21 protein-coding genes and 2 pseudogenes are annotated in these 15466 nt (G+C 23.0%); 19 read left to right on the top strand and 4 right to left on the bottom strand.

Annotated features, from left to right (window positions below):
- Entirely contained in the window at positions 1–966 is a 966-nt protein-coding gene (locus tag ACQH20_RS03685) for an ankyrin repeat domain-containing protein (protein WP_425376546.1), read from the bottom strand.
- Positions 967–1077: 111 nt separating this feature from the next.
- Between ACQH20_RS03685 and ACQH20_RS03680 the strand changes: the two genes are divergently transcribed.
- The 14 genes from ACQH20_RS03680 to ACQH20_RS03615 all read left to right on the top strand — a co-directional run bounded on the left by ACQH20_RS03680 (position 1078) and on the right by ACQH20_RS03615 (position 8217).
- The gene (locus tag ACQH20_RS03680; protein ID WP_425376545.1) at positions 1078–2022 is read left to right on the top strand and encodes an IS30 family transposase; all 945 of its coding nucleotides are present in this window, start codon (positions 1078–1080) and stop codon (positions 2020–2022) included.
- 163 nt (positions 2023–2185) lie between these two features.
- Entirely contained in the window at positions 2186–2374 is a 189-nt protein-coding gene (locus tag ACQH20_RS03675; protein WP_425376544.1) for a hypothetical protein, read from the top strand.
- A gap of 56 nt (positions 2375–2430) precedes the next feature.
- A complete protein-coding gene (locus ACQH20_RS03670) occupies positions 2431–3609 on the top strand; it encodes an IS3 family transposase (RefSeq protein ID WP_425376543.1) in 1179 nt (392 codons plus the stop codon).
- Positions 3610–3710: 101 nt separating this feature from the next.
- Positions 3711–4145, top strand: a complete 435-nt coding sequence (locus ACQH20_RS03665) for a hypothetical protein (protein WP_425376542.1) — start codon at positions 3711–3713, stop codon at positions 4143–4145.
- Positions 4135–4428: a hypothetical protein gene (locus ACQH20_RS03660; RefSeq protein WP_425376541.1), complete on the top strand. Its 294-nt coding sequence runs from the start codon at positions 4135–4137 to the stop codon at positions 4426–4428. The genes ACQH20_RS03665 and ACQH20_RS03660 overlap by 11 nt, the downstream gene beginning before the upstream one ends.
- A gap of 4 nt (positions 4429–4432) precedes the next feature.
- Positions 4433–4594 carry a hypothetical protein gene (locus ACQH20_RS03655; RefSeq protein WP_174480256.1) on the top strand — a complete coding sequence of 54 codons (162 nt, stop codon included), beginning with the start codon at positions 4433–4435 and terminating at the stop codon, positions 4592–4594.
- Positions 4594–4830: a hypothetical protein gene (locus ACQH20_RS03650; protein WP_425376540.1), complete on the top strand. Its 237-nt coding sequence runs from the start codon at positions 4594–4596 to the stop codon at positions 4828–4830. Before ACQH20_RS03655 ends, ACQH20_RS03650 begins: the two co-directional genes overlap by 1 nt.
- Positions 4831–4841: 11 nt before the next feature.
- The gene (locus tag ACQH20_RS03645; protein WP_425376539.1) at positions 4842–5132 is read left to right on the top strand and encodes a hypothetical protein; all 291 of its coding nucleotides are present in this window, start codon (positions 4842–4844) and stop codon (positions 5130–5132) included.
- A gap of 103 nt (positions 5133–5235) precedes the next feature.
- Positions 5236–5670: a hypothetical protein gene (locus ACQH20_RS03640; RefSeq protein ID WP_425377549.1), complete on the top strand. Its 435-nt coding sequence runs from the start codon at positions 5236–5238 to the stop codon at positions 5668–5670.
- A 16-nt stretch (positions 5671–5686) separates the two neighbouring features.
- Positions 5687–5845, top strand: a complete 159-nt coding sequence (locus ACQH20_RS03635; protein ID WP_425377548.1) for a hypothetical protein — start codon at positions 5687–5689, stop codon at positions 5843–5845.
- A gap of 229 nt (positions 5846–6074) precedes the next feature.
- Positions 6075–6260 (top strand): hypothetical protein, encoded by a 186-nt coding sequence (locus ACQH20_RS03630; protein WP_339039602.1) that lies wholly within the window; start codon positions 6075–6077, stop codon positions 6258–6260.
- A gap of 17 nt (positions 6261–6277) precedes the next feature.
- The gene (locus tag ACQH20_RS03625; RefSeq protein WP_425377547.1) at positions 6278–6652 is read left to right on the top strand and encodes a hypothetical protein; all 375 of its coding nucleotides are present in this window, start codon (positions 6278–6280) and stop codon (positions 6650–6652) included.
- Between the two features lie 18 nt (positions 6653–6670).
- Positions 6671–7777: a hypothetical protein gene (locus ACQH20_RS03620; protein WP_425377546.1), complete on the top strand. Its 1107-nt coding sequence runs from the start codon at positions 6671–6673 to the stop codon at positions 7775–7777.
- Positions 7778–7869: 92 nt separating this feature from the next.
- On the top strand, positions 7870–8217 hold the full coding sequence (locus ACQH20_RS03615; protein ID WP_425377545.1) for a hypothetical protein: 348 nt from the start codon (positions 7870–7872) through the stop codon (positions 8215–8217).
- A gap of 50 nt (positions 8218–8267) precedes the next feature.
- On the opposite strand, the gene ACQH20_RS03610 is transcribed toward ACQH20_RS03615, so the two are convergent.
- Positions 8268–9065 (bottom strand): hypothetical protein, encoded by a 798-nt coding sequence (locus ACQH20_RS03610; RefSeq protein WP_425377544.1) that lies wholly within the window; start codon positions 9063–9065, stop codon positions 8268–8270.
- A 36-nt stretch (positions 9066–9101) separates the two neighbouring features.
- Complete coding sequence (locus tag ACQH20_RS03605; RefSeq protein ID WP_425377543.1) at positions 9102–10322, bottom strand: IS3 family transposase; 1221 nt, start codon at positions 10320–10322, stop codon at positions 9102–9104.
- A 306-nt stretch (positions 10323–10628) separates the two neighbouring features.
- Here ACQH20_RS03605 and ACQH20_RS03600 point away from each other — a divergent pair, with 306 nt between their 5' ends.
- From ACQH20_RS03600 to ACQH20_RS03580, 5 genes and pseudogenes are all read left to right on the top strand, one after another.
- Positions 10629–10946: a hypothetical protein gene (locus tag ACQH20_RS03600; protein ID WP_174481009.1), complete on the top strand. Its 318-nt coding sequence runs from the start codon at positions 10629–10631 to the stop codon at positions 10944–10946.
- Between the two features lie 9 nt (positions 10947–10955).
- Complete coding sequence (locus tag ACQH20_RS03595) at positions 10956–11582, top strand: isochorismatase family cysteine hydrolase (protein WP_252318952.1); 627 nt, start codon at positions 10956–10958, stop codon at positions 11580–11582.
- 116 nt (positions 11583–11698) lie between these two features.
- Positions 11699–12496: pseudogene (locus ACQH20_RS03590) on the top strand (IS30 family transposase); the annotation flags it as partial.
- 78 nt (positions 12497–12574) lie between these two features.
- Positions 12575–13795, top strand: coding sequence for an IS3 family transposase (locus ACQH20_RS03585; RefSeq protein ID WP_281748226.1), 1221 nt, complete (start codon positions 12575–12577; stop codon positions 13793–13795).
- A gap of 47 nt (positions 13796–13842) precedes the next feature.
- Positions 13843–13992 (top strand): annotated as a pseudogene (locus ACQH20_RS03580) (IS30 family transposase); the annotation flags it as partial.
- Between the two features lie 57 nt (positions 13993–14049).
- On the opposite strand, the gene ACQH20_RS03575 reads toward ACQH20_RS03580, so the two are convergent.
- A complete protein-coding gene (locus ACQH20_RS03575; RefSeq protein ID WP_425377542.1) occupies positions 14050–15360 on the bottom strand; it encodes a glucose-6-phosphate isomerase in 1311 nt (436 codons plus the stop codon).
- Between the last annotated feature and the right edge of the window lie 106 nt (positions 15361–15466).

Here is a 15466-nt window from a genome sequence, read left to right as displayed (position 1 = left end):
TTAGATCATTAGCAAACTTTGTTTTTTGATATTTGTTGTTGGTTGATTGCTATAGTTAGGTGAATTTATTTCATTTTTACTTGAGTTTAAAATTCATGATTGCAAATATTCTTTCACTTCTAGATTCACTTTATTTATTGATTCTCAAAAATTATCTATACATTCAATTTTAGCACCATTTTCTATTAGAAACTTAACTCCCTCTATATTATTATTATCAGCAATTAGAATTGAGGCAGTTTTACCATTTTGATTTGTATGATTAATATCAGCGTTATTTTCTACTAAAAATTTAATAACATCTAAGTGATTATTTTGAGCAGCTCGTGTTAAAACACTTTCTTTATTATAATTAATTATATGGTTAACATCGGCATCGTTTTCAACTAAAAATTTAATTATATTTAAATATCCTTTTTTGGCGGCTTTTGTTAAAGCGCTATTACCACTACCAATTTTTATATTTTTTTGAAAAGAATTTTCTTTTATTCTATAAGTATAAGTAAAAATATCTGAATTTGTATAGTTGACATTAGCATTATTTAGTAATAAAAGTTTAATTTTTTCTAAATCATTTTCTTTTACTGTATTCATTAATTGTTTATTTTTTTCTCTTTCTCTTGCTTGTGGTGAACATGATTTCAAAAATTTAATTACATCTAAATGACCATTTTCAATAGCTCGATCTAAAGCAGTTTCACCACATAAATTTATTTGATTAACATCTGTATCGTTTTCAACTAAAAATTTAACTATATTTAAATACCCTTTTTTGGTGGCTTTCATTAATGGAGTATTACCACTAGTATTTTTATCTGGATAAGAAGTCACTTTACCGGTAAGTTTTTTACAAATGGAATATTTAAAGTTTCTATAATTGACATCAGCGCCATTTTTTACTAATTTCATAGTTTTTTTAAAATTACCTTCTTCAATAGCAATCATTAATTTCTCATTTTTAGTCATATCTTTTAATGCTCCTTTTCTTCTAACCTGAATTGTAAAATTAAAAAGGACATTTATATAAAAATTAAATTGTGTTAATTCTATAATTAAGAAAAGAAAGGAATTAGCACAATGTATAAGTATCTGACTATTGAATCAATAATAGCAATAAAAGAATATAAAAGTTATGAATTTTCAATTCGTAAAATAGCAAAAGCTGTTGATTATAGTAAATCAACTGTACATAGAGTTTGCAGATTATTAAATCAAAACTTATTACCATTAGAAATATTGAATCAAATTCAAAAAAAGAAGCAAAATGCAGGTAGAAAATTAATAATTTTAACTTTAACAGAAATTAATACTATTAATTATTTGTTAATTACTAAAAATTATGCGCTTGATATAATTGCTAATTTTTTAAAGGAAAATAAAATAAAAAGTATTTCAACAAAAACTTTATATAACATGTTTAAAACAAATCGAATGGGTTTTGATGAAAATAACTTATTGAGAAAAGGAAAAAATAAACCTCATAAACGAAAAGAAACTAGAGGACGAATTAATAATTGTAAATCTATTCATGAAAGAAATTTAATCATTCCTAATATTAAAAATATACAAGAATTTGGTCATTTAGAGGGTGATACTATCATTGGTAAAGATCATAAAAGTTCTATTATTACTTTAGCTGATATATGACCAAAAACCACAATTCCTTTAGTTTCTAAAAATCATAAAGCAGAAAATATTACAAAAAGTATAATAAAATTTATTTCAAAGTTACAAAAAGGAACAGTTAAAACTATTACTTTTGATCGTGGTAAAGAATTTAGTAAATGAAAATTAATCGAAAAAATTTGCAATGTTAAGATTTATTTTGCAGATCCTGGCAAACCTTGTCAAAGAGGTTTAAATGAAAATAATAATGGTATTTTAAGAAGATATTTACCAAAATCTACAGATCTATCTTTATATAAACAAAAAGACTTAAATGCTATAGCATTTCAAATTAATTGTACACCCAGAAAATCACTATCTTATAAAAGCCCAATAGACTTAATACAATTATTTTAAAAACTGTCCCATTTGTCCCATTTATATTTACAATTCAGGTTATATTATAAAAATTAAATAAAAAAATATATGAAGTAATTAATAAAGTTAATAAGTTATTTTGCCAATAGTTAACTTAAATATTATATTAATTATATCATAAATTTTTGCGTTTTTAAAGCATATGAAAAAAGATTTTTATGTGCAAGAAGAAAAAATAAAAATAAGAACAATTTTTAATGATGCAAAAGCATTAAGAGAAAAATTAGAAGAATATTTTAATCATTGTAAACAAACTGAAGAAGTACCTACTAAAATTGGTATGTTAGTTTATTTAGATACTACAGAAAATTGAACATCTAGAATAAAGTAGACACAGAATTGTAACCTTTGTGTTAAAAATACTTTAAGGAAGGTGTTCATTTTTTTATGGCTAAATGACTATCAAAAGAAGAAAAGTTAAAAATAATAAAAATAAGTAAAATTAAAACAATTGATAAAACCGCATTAGAGTATGGTATTGGTCGATCATCAATAAAAGAATGAATTAAAGCATATAAATTATTAGGTGAAAAAGGTTTAGAATATGGCAATGGAATTCGTGCTAAAAAAACCAAAAGAACAGGTCGACCCAAATCTTTAAATTTTAATGAAATGACAAAACAAGAATTAATTGAATATATTGAGGCAATGAACGATATAAAAAAGTATTTAGAAAAATCGACAAAAAAGAAGAAATATTTTGTGATTTTCTCATTGAAGAAAAAATATCAGATTAGTTATTTATGTTGATTATTAAATGTTTCAAAATCAGGATATTATAAGTGAATTAAGAATGGAATGAATGAATTTAATAAATGAGATACATTTTTAGCTAATATAATTAAAAATATTTTTTATGAATTTCAAGAAATTTATGGTTATAAAATGATAACTTTATGAATTAACAAAATTTATAATTTAAAATTAAAATTTCATATTGTATATAGATATATGAAAAATATGAGTTTAAAAGCTAAGGTTCGCATAAAAAAATTTGATTATAGAACTAAATCAGGAAGTTTAAGATATGATAATTTATTAAAACGTGATTTTTCAACTACTAATTTAAATGAAAAATTAGGTACTGATATAACTTATTTATTAACTAATGGTAAAACATATTATTTATCAATTGTTAAAGATTTTCATAATAATGAAATATTAGATTATAAAATAAGTGCAAGTTTAGACATGACATTTGTTGTCCAAAACATTATCCAAGCTTGAGTTAATGCTCAAAAACCTACTTCATGAATTTTACAATCAGATCAAGGATTTCACTATACAAATCCTTCTTATAAAATTTTATGTGATGAATTAAAAATAAAAATTTCAATGTCTAGAAGAGGTAATTCCTGTGATAATGGTGCTACTGAAACTTGATTTGGAACAATGAAAACAGAATTTCTATATCAAATTCCAAGAAAAAATAGAACTATTGAATGAATACAAGACAACTTACCTAAATATATTTACTTTTATAATAATTATCGACCTCAAATAAAATTAAAAGGAATGAGTCCAATCGAATATCGATTAGCTCATTCCAAACCAACAAATAATTAGTTCATACCTATAAATTTAACACTTACAAACGCTATTTTATAAAATTTAATAAAAGGTTACTTTTATTGTCCACTTTTCTTGACAAGTTCATTTCATTAATAATGAAATATGACTTAATTGTTGGCATTGACCCTGCTGGTATTGGTAATAATGGAATTGTTATATATTCAAATGAAAATAATAATATTATATTTAATGAAACATTTAAAACAAAAACTGTTTTAGAAAGTAAAAATTTGTATAAAGAATATTTTGAATTAATTAAAAAAAATGAGAATAAAAAAATATTAGTTATTGTAGAAAATTTCTTTTTAAATTCAAAACAATTATTAACTAATCCATTAGCAACACCTAAAATTATTGGTGCATTAATGGTATTAGTAGAAGATATTATGAACTGAGATTATCACGAAAGTGAACCAAAAAATAAAACAAAAATACCAGATTATAAAGGAAATATTATTTTTACAAAACATGAACAAGACGCATATAAACATATTCAATATTATTTAAGGAATTATAAAAATGAAAGATAAAGAAAATTATGTCAAATTAACAGTAAAACTGAGTAACACTATTGAAGCAAAATATTACGAAAAAGGTAATAAGGAATTATATTATAGTGTTCGTGGTCAATGAAATGGATTAAACTATGTTACTTTAATTTTTAATAACCCAAAACTTTATAGACGCTGTATTTTATTAAACAAAAATGATGAAATTATTGTAACTGGTCAAATCTTTAACACTTTAAACATTCCTAAAAATCGTGCATTTTGTTCAATCAATGTTAAATGATTTAAAAAATGAAAAGAGTAAAAAAATGATATTATGAAAAATTTTATTAATAGCACCAATATTAATAACCAGTATAACACTAATAATAATTTTAATATTTATTATTAAAGAATTAAAAAATGAATATAAAGTATTGAAAATATTAAGTGAAATTGCTAATCAAATTAAAAATAAGGAGAATAATTAATGATAATATTACCTACTTTGTTTGAAAATAAAGATGAAATTGAAATATTATCACCATTTCCAAAAGCAATTCATACAAGTAATGATATTAGAGCAATTATTTTAAGACAATACCCAAATTTTAAATCAAAACACATAATTGTTTCTGACCCCGAAAGTAATGTTGCATTAATAGTTGGTGATAATGATGTTTATCAAGGTTGAATTAAAGTAACAATTAAAAAATTAGAAAATTAAAGGAGATTAAAATGCCAAATATAGAAAATCAATCAAATTATACTTTAACTAAATTAATTAGAACTGGTATAAGTCCGATTTGTGCAATGATTGGTACAAGTGCTTATTATGGTCAAGTAATAGATAATCAATTATTAGGTTCAATTAATAGTTTATTATTTGGTAAAAAATTAGGTTTAGATATATGAAATTTAAATCAAATACCAAATACTAAAAGTAAATTAATTAATAGTTCTAAAAAAATATTATTAGGTTTAGGAACAATTGGTTTAGCAAATTATAGTAATATGAACAGAAAATAATATTAATCCTATTATTCCAACAACACCAATTCCAATAACTACTACAACTACAACAGAAGGTCCTCCATGATTACTATTAAATAAACAAGAAAATCAGTCATTAATGGATTTAGATACATATATTAGTTTAAATGCTTATGGTATATCAAATCTTATTAGTGGATTAACTGAGTTAATACCTAATAAATTTGAAACAATAAGAAAGATTTTTAATATGACTACTGGTGGTTGTTTAATATCAAGTGGTGTTGCAATGGGGATAAATAATGATTTTAATAATGCTTATGCAGTACCTACCATAATTGCTGGTGCAAGTGAAATTATCCATAATTTATTACCTATGGAAACTACACATCATAATGAAGAAATACAAGAAACATCATTTAATGATGAAACTGCAAGATTAATTAATGACAATAGATTTACTATTAATAGTGAAACTGCAAGTCAATATTATGGTAGTGATAATCTAAGCGAAGTACCATTAAATCACGATAATGCTTCATTAAATTGAGATTATAATCACATGAGTTTATAAAGGAGGTGAATAATTTATGAATAAAGAAAAAATACTTGAATATTATAATAATGAAATTCAGACATATAAAGAGAAAATGGAACAATTAAATAAAGAAATATCTGTATTAGTAGAAATTATAAGTAACTCACAATCAATGATTGAAAGAATTAATGGTGGTCAATTTGATGAATAATTAAAAATTAAAAATAAATAGTTGAAAGGAAAATATTGAGATGAAAGAATTTTTACATGAATTAATAATTATTGGAACAAGTGTTGGAACATTAATTTGCAGAGAAATTTTGTTTTATTAAAAAGATTTATCACAACTCCAAAACATGTTAGAGCAAATAACAAAATTATCAAACATCAAAAAAAATTAGCAAAATTAAATGAAAAAATTAATAAAGGAGAAAAATAATATGACAAAAATTGAATTTAATGAAAAATATAGAAAAAAAGATATCAGTATTGATAGAGATTTTGATTTACATATTGATAATTGTTTTAAATTTTCTGATATTGATATATTGGAAAATGCTGTTAATGATTATAAAAAACTAATAAGTGAAATGCCACAATTAGTTAAAGATTGATTACTGGGATAAGATTAGGAGAATGTTAAATGTTAGAAAATGAAGATAATGTTCAACAAACAACTGAACCTTTAACTGAAAATAATGCTCAACAAGAAATAGAAAATAAAGTTAATGAAGCAGAAAATAAGTTAAATAAACTTAATCAAGAAATTAAAGAAAAAGAAATGATTAATATATTTAAAAAATATCAAGTTAAAACTGAATTTTATGATTATTTAAAATTTAAAACTAATAATTTAGAAAATTCAAAAATTGAAGAAACTATTAAAAAAATGATTAATGAACAACCAGTATTTAAAGAAACAATTAATACAGGTGGCAATAAACAAATAATTATTAATAATAAACCAAATGATAAAGAAAATTTTTTAATTAATTATAAAAAGAAAAATTTTTTATAAACGAAAGGAAGAAATAAAATGTCAGTACCATTTAATCAAAATTTAGACAATACAGAGAGATTAGTAGAAGCACCAGAATTTATAGAGTTTTTTAAAATTTCAAATAGTCCATGGGCAAACTTTTTCCCTACTGAAATTGTTGACTCAGTAAATATTGAGTTTATTGTTAAAAAACCAAAAAAACCAGAAGTTAAAATTATTGCTTGAGATGATAAAAGTAAAAGATATGAATTACCATATGTTGATACAGATAAAATTAGTAAAAAAATAACTAAAAAATATCTTGCAGGAGAAATTATTGCAGATGTAGATTTAAAAGCAAATAATGGTCAAAATTTATTAGATAGTATGCAATATGAAGTTGCAAATGATTTAGCAGATAAATTGGCAATTGATGATACACAAGCAATTGCAAAATTTGCTACTAAAATCGATATTGAAGATACAACACCAGTAGGCTATTTAAAATCAATGTTATCTGCTTGAAATACTTTGTTTCAATTTAGAAATATTGCAAATAGTAAATTTTTTATTACTAATGGTCTTTATGATAGTTTAGTTTATTTAGCAGATAATAAAGGTTTAATTACTGATAATCAGTTGGCACAACAATTACGTTTAAATGGAAATAATTTATATGTAAAAGGTGTATTATGTGAAATCGTTCTTGATGACTATATGGTTTTTACTAATGATAAAAATGAACAACAATTAATGACCTTTATTTTAGCAACACCAAGAGCAATGAAAAGATACATGATAGAAAATACAGTTATTTATGTAGATTTTATTAAAGATGATAAAGCATGAAGAGCATATAAAGTTGCTGGTGAAGTTGTTGGAGAAGCAATACCATATATTTCTAATAATGAAACAACATCAAGATGAATGTTATGTGGAGTTATTAAAACAGAAAAAACTGATTTAAAAACTAAAATTACAAGTTTAACAATTGATATTACTGCAAATGTTAATAACAATAATAGTGAATTAAATACACAAATAAAAAGTACTAATGAACTTAAATCATTAAATCCAAATTTAACAAATCCAACTATTAAATATTTTAGTGATGCACAAGGAAAAACTAATGTAAGTAATCAAAAACAAAAAGCCGGTGACTAATATATAACTATTACTGCAAATGTTAATGACTTAAATTATAAAGGAACAACAAATCAAATTAAAATAACTCTTAAATAAAGGAAATTAATACCATGCCAATCGGTACAACTAATACAGCAATACTTTTAAACATAAATAAACCCAAACATACTAGAATAAGTAAACAACAAGAAAATAAAAGTTTTTGATGAGAAATTTTAGAAATGATTGGTGTACAAGTAATAGCAGTAGCACTTGCTCCTTTTACTGGTGGATTAAGTGAAAGCGTAGCCCTTGGATTAGGTGCAAGTGATTTAGTTGCTAGTATTAGTGCTGTTGGTGTAGAATTTTTAACTGATTTTACTATTAATCAAGTTTATGATTATTTAAAAGGAAATGTAACAAAATTAAATACTTGCTTTAATATACTACCTGCATTTGCTGGACTGAATAAAAATTAGCGACTTTCCTAAAAACTGTGTTTTTTAAATAAATTTTAGTTGTAAAATCACTAAGTTACACAGATTGCTGGAAAGTCCCATTTTTCAAATGCTTGTTTTTCTAACTTTTCAAATTTTTCTTGTAATTTATATATACTTTCTCTTAATTTTTCAAAATATGGAGTATCTTTTCAAAATTTATTTAAACCTTTTTTTAAATAAAATCTAATATCAAAATACTTAAAAATTTTATTTGCATTTAAAACTATCTTATGAATTGAACTATTTTTAAAATTAAATTTAATAGCATTAGCTCTAATTTTTTGCAAATCTAAAATTAAAGTTTTTCCATATCTATTTTCTGTATGTATTGTATGAACTAAATTTAATCAATCATGTTGATTCATTTTTAATACTTCTTTTAATTCAGTATTATATTTTTTTAAAAAATTATTTGCTTTTTCAATATCTTTAATCTTAAATTTAGGAGTTAATTGTGGACTTAATTTTATTAATGTATTTTGTAATAATAAGTAATCTTTTAACTCTTGTGCTTCTAATTTTTGAAAATTATTCTTATATTGTCTTTCAACAACATAACCTAAATCTCGTAATACTGTTTCACGATTAAGAGTAAAACTATAATTCATTAAATAACGTTTATTACCAATAATTTTATCTGTTAAAATTTCTTTTCCACTTACTTGACTAATAATTTCTTGTAAATTTTTTGCTTCTTTAACACCTATTTGCTCTAATGTTTTAGTTTTTTCTGCTAGTTTAATAAATTTAGTAGTATGATAACCACGACTAATTTTATTTAGTCCAGCAAATGCAGGTAATACATTAAAGAAGTATGAACTTGTCAAGAAAAGTGGACAATAAAAGTAACCTTTTATTAAATTTTATAAAATAGCATTTGTAAGTGTTAAATTTATAGGTATGAAGTAATTATTTGTTGGTTTGGAATGAGCTAATCGATATTCGATTGGACTCATTCCTTTTAATTTTATTTGAGGTCGATAATTATTATAAAAGTAAATATATTTAGGTAAGTTGTCTTGTATTCATTCAATAGTTCTATTTTTTCTTGGAATTTGATATAGAAATTCTGTTTTCATTGTTCCAAATCAAGTTTCAGTAGCACCATTATCACAGGAATTACCTCTTCTAGACATTGAAATTTTTATTTTTAATTCATCACATAAAATTTTATAAGAAGGATTTGTATAGTGAAATCCTTGATCTGATTGTAAAATTCATGAAGTAGGTTTTTGAGCATTAACTCAAGCTTGGATAATGTTTTGGACAACAAATGTCATGTCTAAACTTGCACTTATTTTATAATCTAATATTTCATTATTATGAAAATCTTTAACAATTGATAAATAATATGTTTTACCATTAGTTAATAAATAAGTTATATCAGTACCTAATTTTTCATTTAAATTAGTAGTTGAAAAATCACGTTTTAATAAATTATCATATCTTAAACTTTCTGATTTAGTTCTATAATCAAATTTTTTTATGCGAACCTTAGCTTTTAAACTCATATTTTTCATATATCTATATACAATATGAAATTTTAATTTTAAATTATAAATTTTGTTAATTCATAAAGTTATCATTTTATAACCATAAATTTCTTGAAATTCATAAAAAATATTTTTAATTATATTAGCTAAAAATGTATCTCATTTATTAAATTCATTCATTCCATTCTTAATTCACTTATAATATCCTGATTTTGAAACATTTAATAATCAACATAAATAACTAATCTGATATTTTTTCTTCAATGAGAAAATCACAAAATATTTCTTCTTTTTTGTCGATTTTTCTAAATACTTTTTTATATCGTTCATTGCCTCAATATATTCAATTAATTCTTGTTTTGTCATTTCATTAAAATTTAAAAATTTGGGTCGACCTGTTCTTTTGGTTTTTTTAGCACGAATTCCATTGCCATATTTTAAACCTTTTTCACCTAATAATTTATATGCTTTAATTCATTCTTTTATTGATGATCGACCAATACCATACTCTAATGCGGTTTTATCAATTGTTTTAATTTTGCTTTTTTTTATTATTTTTAACTTTTCTTCTTTTGATAGTCATTTAGCCATAAAAAAATGAACGCCTTCCTTAAAGTATTTTTAACACAAAGGTTACAATTCTGTGTCTACTTTATTCTAGATGTTCACAGCAGTTACAAATAGGAGTAATCTTAGCGGTTATTGCTACTCCAATCTTATTTTTTACAAGTCTTATTATTTTTGGATACAGTTGTTATTTAAAAGTAGTAAAAAAATAAAAATAGCGATTTATTAATTTTAAAAAATTCTTATTTTTAACATTAAAGTAAGAATTTTTTTATTTATTTTATAGCAGTAATATAACAATGATATAATTAAAAAAAATAGGTGATAATAATGATAACTAAAAATTGATGAAAAAAATTACCTCTTGATGAAAAAATAATTACTATTTTATTTTTTTCTGGTTTTATATTTTTGTTATTAGGGTTAATTATGTTATTAAGTATTAAAATAGAAAACATTTTTAATGGATTTAATTTTATTTATATAAATGGTGTAATTGATAGTTTAACCTATCAAAGTAGTCAGGGAATAACAGTAGATATTTTCTTTTTAAAAGTAGGAATTATTTTTACTATTTTCTTAATGCCAATTTGTTCTGGCTGTAGTATAATTTGATTTATTATTAAACGATTAATTTTTAAAAAATAGAGGTGAATAATGAAAAATAATGATTCATTTATTGAAATTATAAATAAAACTTTGGATAAAACAGTTAATTTAAATTTTAAAACTTTAAAAGGTCATAATATTATATTTATTGTTGATATGGTTAATGGCTTTGCTAAAAAAGGAAATTTATTTTCACCCAATATTAATTCAATTATTAAACCAATTAAAAATTTATTAGCAAAAGTAAATACTAATGAAACTAAAGTTATTGCTTTTAATGATGCTCATAATGAACATAGTCCCGAATTTCATACTTTTCCTAGTCATTGTTTGGAAAATACTATTGAATCAGAGTTAGTAGAAGAATTAAAATTTGACAATATTAAGATTATTAAAAAAAATAGTACTAATGGTTTTTTTGCTTTTGATTTTAAGCCAAATTTACAATGGGATAACATTATTATTGTTGGTTGTTGTACTGATATTTGTATTTATCAATTTGCTATTAGTTGTAAAACTTGATTTAATCAGCACAATAAAGAAGTAAATGTTATTGTTCCGATGACAATGACAAATACTTATGATCAACCAGAGCATCCAGCTCATATTTTAAATCAATATGCATGATATTCAATGCTTAAAAATGGCATTACTATTGTTAAGGATGTTATTTAATTAAAGTAGAATTTTAAATAAAATAAATTTACCTGAATTGTAAAATTAAAAAGGACATTTATATAAAAATTAAATTGTGTTAATTCTATAATTAAGAAAAGAAAGGAATTAGCACAATGTATAAGTATCTGACTATTGAATCAATAATAGCAATAAAAGAATATAAAAGTTATGAATTTTCAATTCGTAAAATAGCAAAAGCTGTTGATTATAGTAAATCAACTGTACATAGAGTTTGCAGATTATTAAATAAAAACTTATTACCATTAGAAATATTGAATCAAATTCAAAAAAAGAAGCAAAATGCAGGTAGAAAATTAATAATTTTAACTTTAACAGAAATTAATACTATTAATTATTTGTTAATTACTAAAAATTATGCGCTTGATATAATTGCTAATTTTTTAAAGGAAAATAAAATAAAAAGTATTTCAACAAAAACTTTATATAACATTTTTAAAACAAATCGAATGGGTTTTGATAAAAATAACTTATTGAGAAAAGGAAAAAATAAAGCTCATAAACGAAAAGAAACTAGAGGACGAATTAATAATTGTAAATCTATTCATGAAAGAAATTTAATTATTCCTAATATTAAAAATATACAAGAATTTTGTCATTTAGAGGGTGATACTATCATTGGTAAAGATCATAAAAGTTCTATTATTACTTTAGCTGATATATGATCAAAAACCACAATTCCTTTAGTTTCTAAAAATCATAAAGCAGAAAATATTACAAAAAGTATAATAAAATTTATTTCAAAGTTACAAAAAGGAACAGTTAAAACTATTACTTTTGATCGTGGTAAAGAATTTAGTAAATGAAAATTAATCGAAAAAATTTGCAATGTTAAGATTTATTTTGCAGATCCTGGCAAACCTTGTCAAAGAGGTTTAAATGAAAATAATAATGTGAACATCTAGAATAAAGTAGACACAGAATTGTAACCTTTGTGTTAAAAATACTTTAAGGAAGGTGTTCATTTTTTTATGGCTAAATGACTATCAAAAGAAGAAAAGTTAAAAATAATAAAAATAAGTAAAATTAAAACAATTGATAAAACCGCATTAGAGTATGGTATTGGTCGATCATCAATAAAAGAATGAATTAAAGCATATAAATTATTAGGTGAAAAAGGTTTAGAATATGGCAATGGAATTCGTGCTAAAAAAACCAAAAGAACAGGTCGACCCAAATCTTTAAATTTTAATGAAATGACAAAACAAGAATTAATTGAATATATTGAGGCAATGAACGATATAAAAAAGTATTTAGAAAAATCGACAAAAAAGAAGAAATATTTTGTGATTTTCTCATTAAAGAAAAAATATCAGATTAGTTATTTATGTTGATTATTAAATGTTTCAAAATCAGGATATTATAAGTGAATTAAGAATGGAATGAATGAATTTAATAAATGAGATACATTTTTAGCTAATATAATTAAAAATATTTTTTATGAATTTCAAGAAATTTATGGTTATAAAATGATAACTTTATGAATTAACAAAATTTATAATTTAAAATTAAAATTTCATATTGTATATAGATATATGAAAAATATGAGTTTAAAAGCTAAGGTTCGCATAAAAAAATTTGATTATAGAACTAAATCAGGAAGTTTAAGATATGATAATTTATTAAAACGTGATTTTTCAACTACTAATTTAAATGAAAAATTAGGTACTGATATAACTTATTTATTAACTAATGGTAAAACATATTATTTATCAATTGTTAAAGATTTTCATAATAATGAAATATTAGATTATAAAATAAGTGCAAGTTTAGACATGACATTTGTTGTCCAAAACATTATCCAAGCTTGAGTTAATGCTCAAAAACCTACTTCATGAATTTTACAATCAGATCAAGGATTTCACTATACAAATCCTTCTTATAAAATTTTATGTGATGAATTAAAAATAAAAATTTCAATGTCTAGAAGAGGTAATTCCTGTGATAATGGTGCTACTGAAACTTGATTTGGAACAATGAAAACAGAATTTCTATATCAAATTCCAAGAAAAAATAGAACTATTGAATGAATACAAGACAACTTACCTAAATATATTTACTTTTATAATAATTATCGACCTCAAATAAAATTAAAAGGAATGAGTCCAATCGAATATCGATTAGCTCATTCCAAACCAACAAATAATTACTTCATACCTATAAATTTAACACTTACAAACGCTATTTTATAAAATTTAATAAAAGGTTACTTTTATTGTCCACTTTTCTTGACAAGTTCAATGTTATTTTAAGAAGATATTTACCAAAATCTACAGATCTATCTTTATATAAACAAAAAGACTTAAATGCTATAGCATTTCAAATTAATTCTACACCCAGAAAATCACTATCTTATAAAAGCCCAATAGACTTAATACAATTATTTTAAAAACTGTCCCATTTGTCCCATTTATATTTACAATTCAGGAAATTTATTATTAGGAAATTATTTTTTACCTAATAATGTAAACATTTTCTTTTTGTATACTTCAACACCAGGTTGATTAAATGGGTCAACACCCAATAATTTTGCACTAAAAGCACAAGCCTTCATAAAGAAATAACTAGCATAACCAAACATTTTGCCATCCATTGTATCCCATTCTAATAAAATATTTGGTGTTTTTCCTACTATTTCATCACTATGAGCTTCAATAGTTCCTTGTAAGGCAATATTATTAATTTCATGTAAAGAATGTTTTGTTAAATAGTTTAATTGATCATTGTTTTCTTTATCAAGTGGAATTTTGATATCTTCATTAGGTTTTTTGATTTTTATTACTGTTTCAAAAAACATTTTTGAACCTTCTTGAATAAATTGGCCCATTGAATGTAAATCAGTTGAAAAAACAACACTAGCTGGTAATAATCCTTTGCCATCCTTACCTTCTGATTCACCAAATAATTGTTTTCATCATTCACATAACATTTGCATTTGTAATTCATAGCTTACTAAAATTTCAACTGCTTTATTATTAGTTTTATGTAAATGATAGCGAGAAACTGCATATAAATAGGCATCATTAACATCAATTTTATCACTTTTACATTCTTTTGCTGCTAATTGCGCACCAGCAATAATTTCTTCACAGTTAATTCCTGCTACCATCATCGGAAAAATACCAACAGGAGTTAAAACAGAGTATCTACCACCGATATTATCAGGAATAACAAAGCTTTCATATCCTTCTTCTTTTGCCAAATCATGGAGTACTCCTCTTGTTTTATCAGTAGTAGCGATAATTCTGTTATTAACAATATTCTTATTTTTCTTTTGTTTAATTAATAGTTCTTTTAACAAACGAAAGGCAATTGCTGGTTCAGTAGTAGTTCCTGATTTAGAAATAACATTAATGGCAAATTCTTTATCTTTTAAATATGATAAAACTTGGTGAACATAAGTTGAACTCATGGTATTACCCATATAAATTACTTTAACAGGAGCGGTATTATTAAATAAACCTTGCACCATATCAATTCCTGCTCTAGCACCTAAGTATGATCCACCAATACCAATTACTACTAAAACTTGTATTTCTTTTTGTAGCTTCAATGCTAGAGTTTTCATTCGTTTTCAAGACTCTTGAAAAGTAATGTCTTTTTGGTATGCAAATGGAAAATCAATTCATCCTAATCAACCATCTTCATTTTTAGCATTACTTTCCAGTTCAGCGTTAATGGCCGTTACTTTTTCTTGATATAAAGTTGATAATTCTTTCATATCTAAATTAGTAAACTTTAAATTAGTTTTTATCACTATTCTATAACCTCCTTATAGTATTTAAAATTAAAATATTAATTCGTAATAATACTATTTAATATTTATAATAAAAATATAGTTGTAAAAATTTTAGATTGCAAGA

It is taken from the genome of Spiroplasma endosymbiont of Aleiodes alternator, from assembly GCF_964031135.1.
GTDB lineage: Bacteria > Bacillota_I > Bacilli_A > Mycoplasmatales > VBWQ01 > Spiroplasma_E.
Note: the sequence above shows the minus strand (reverse complement) of the source record. Positions and strands in the feature narration are given on the sequence as shown.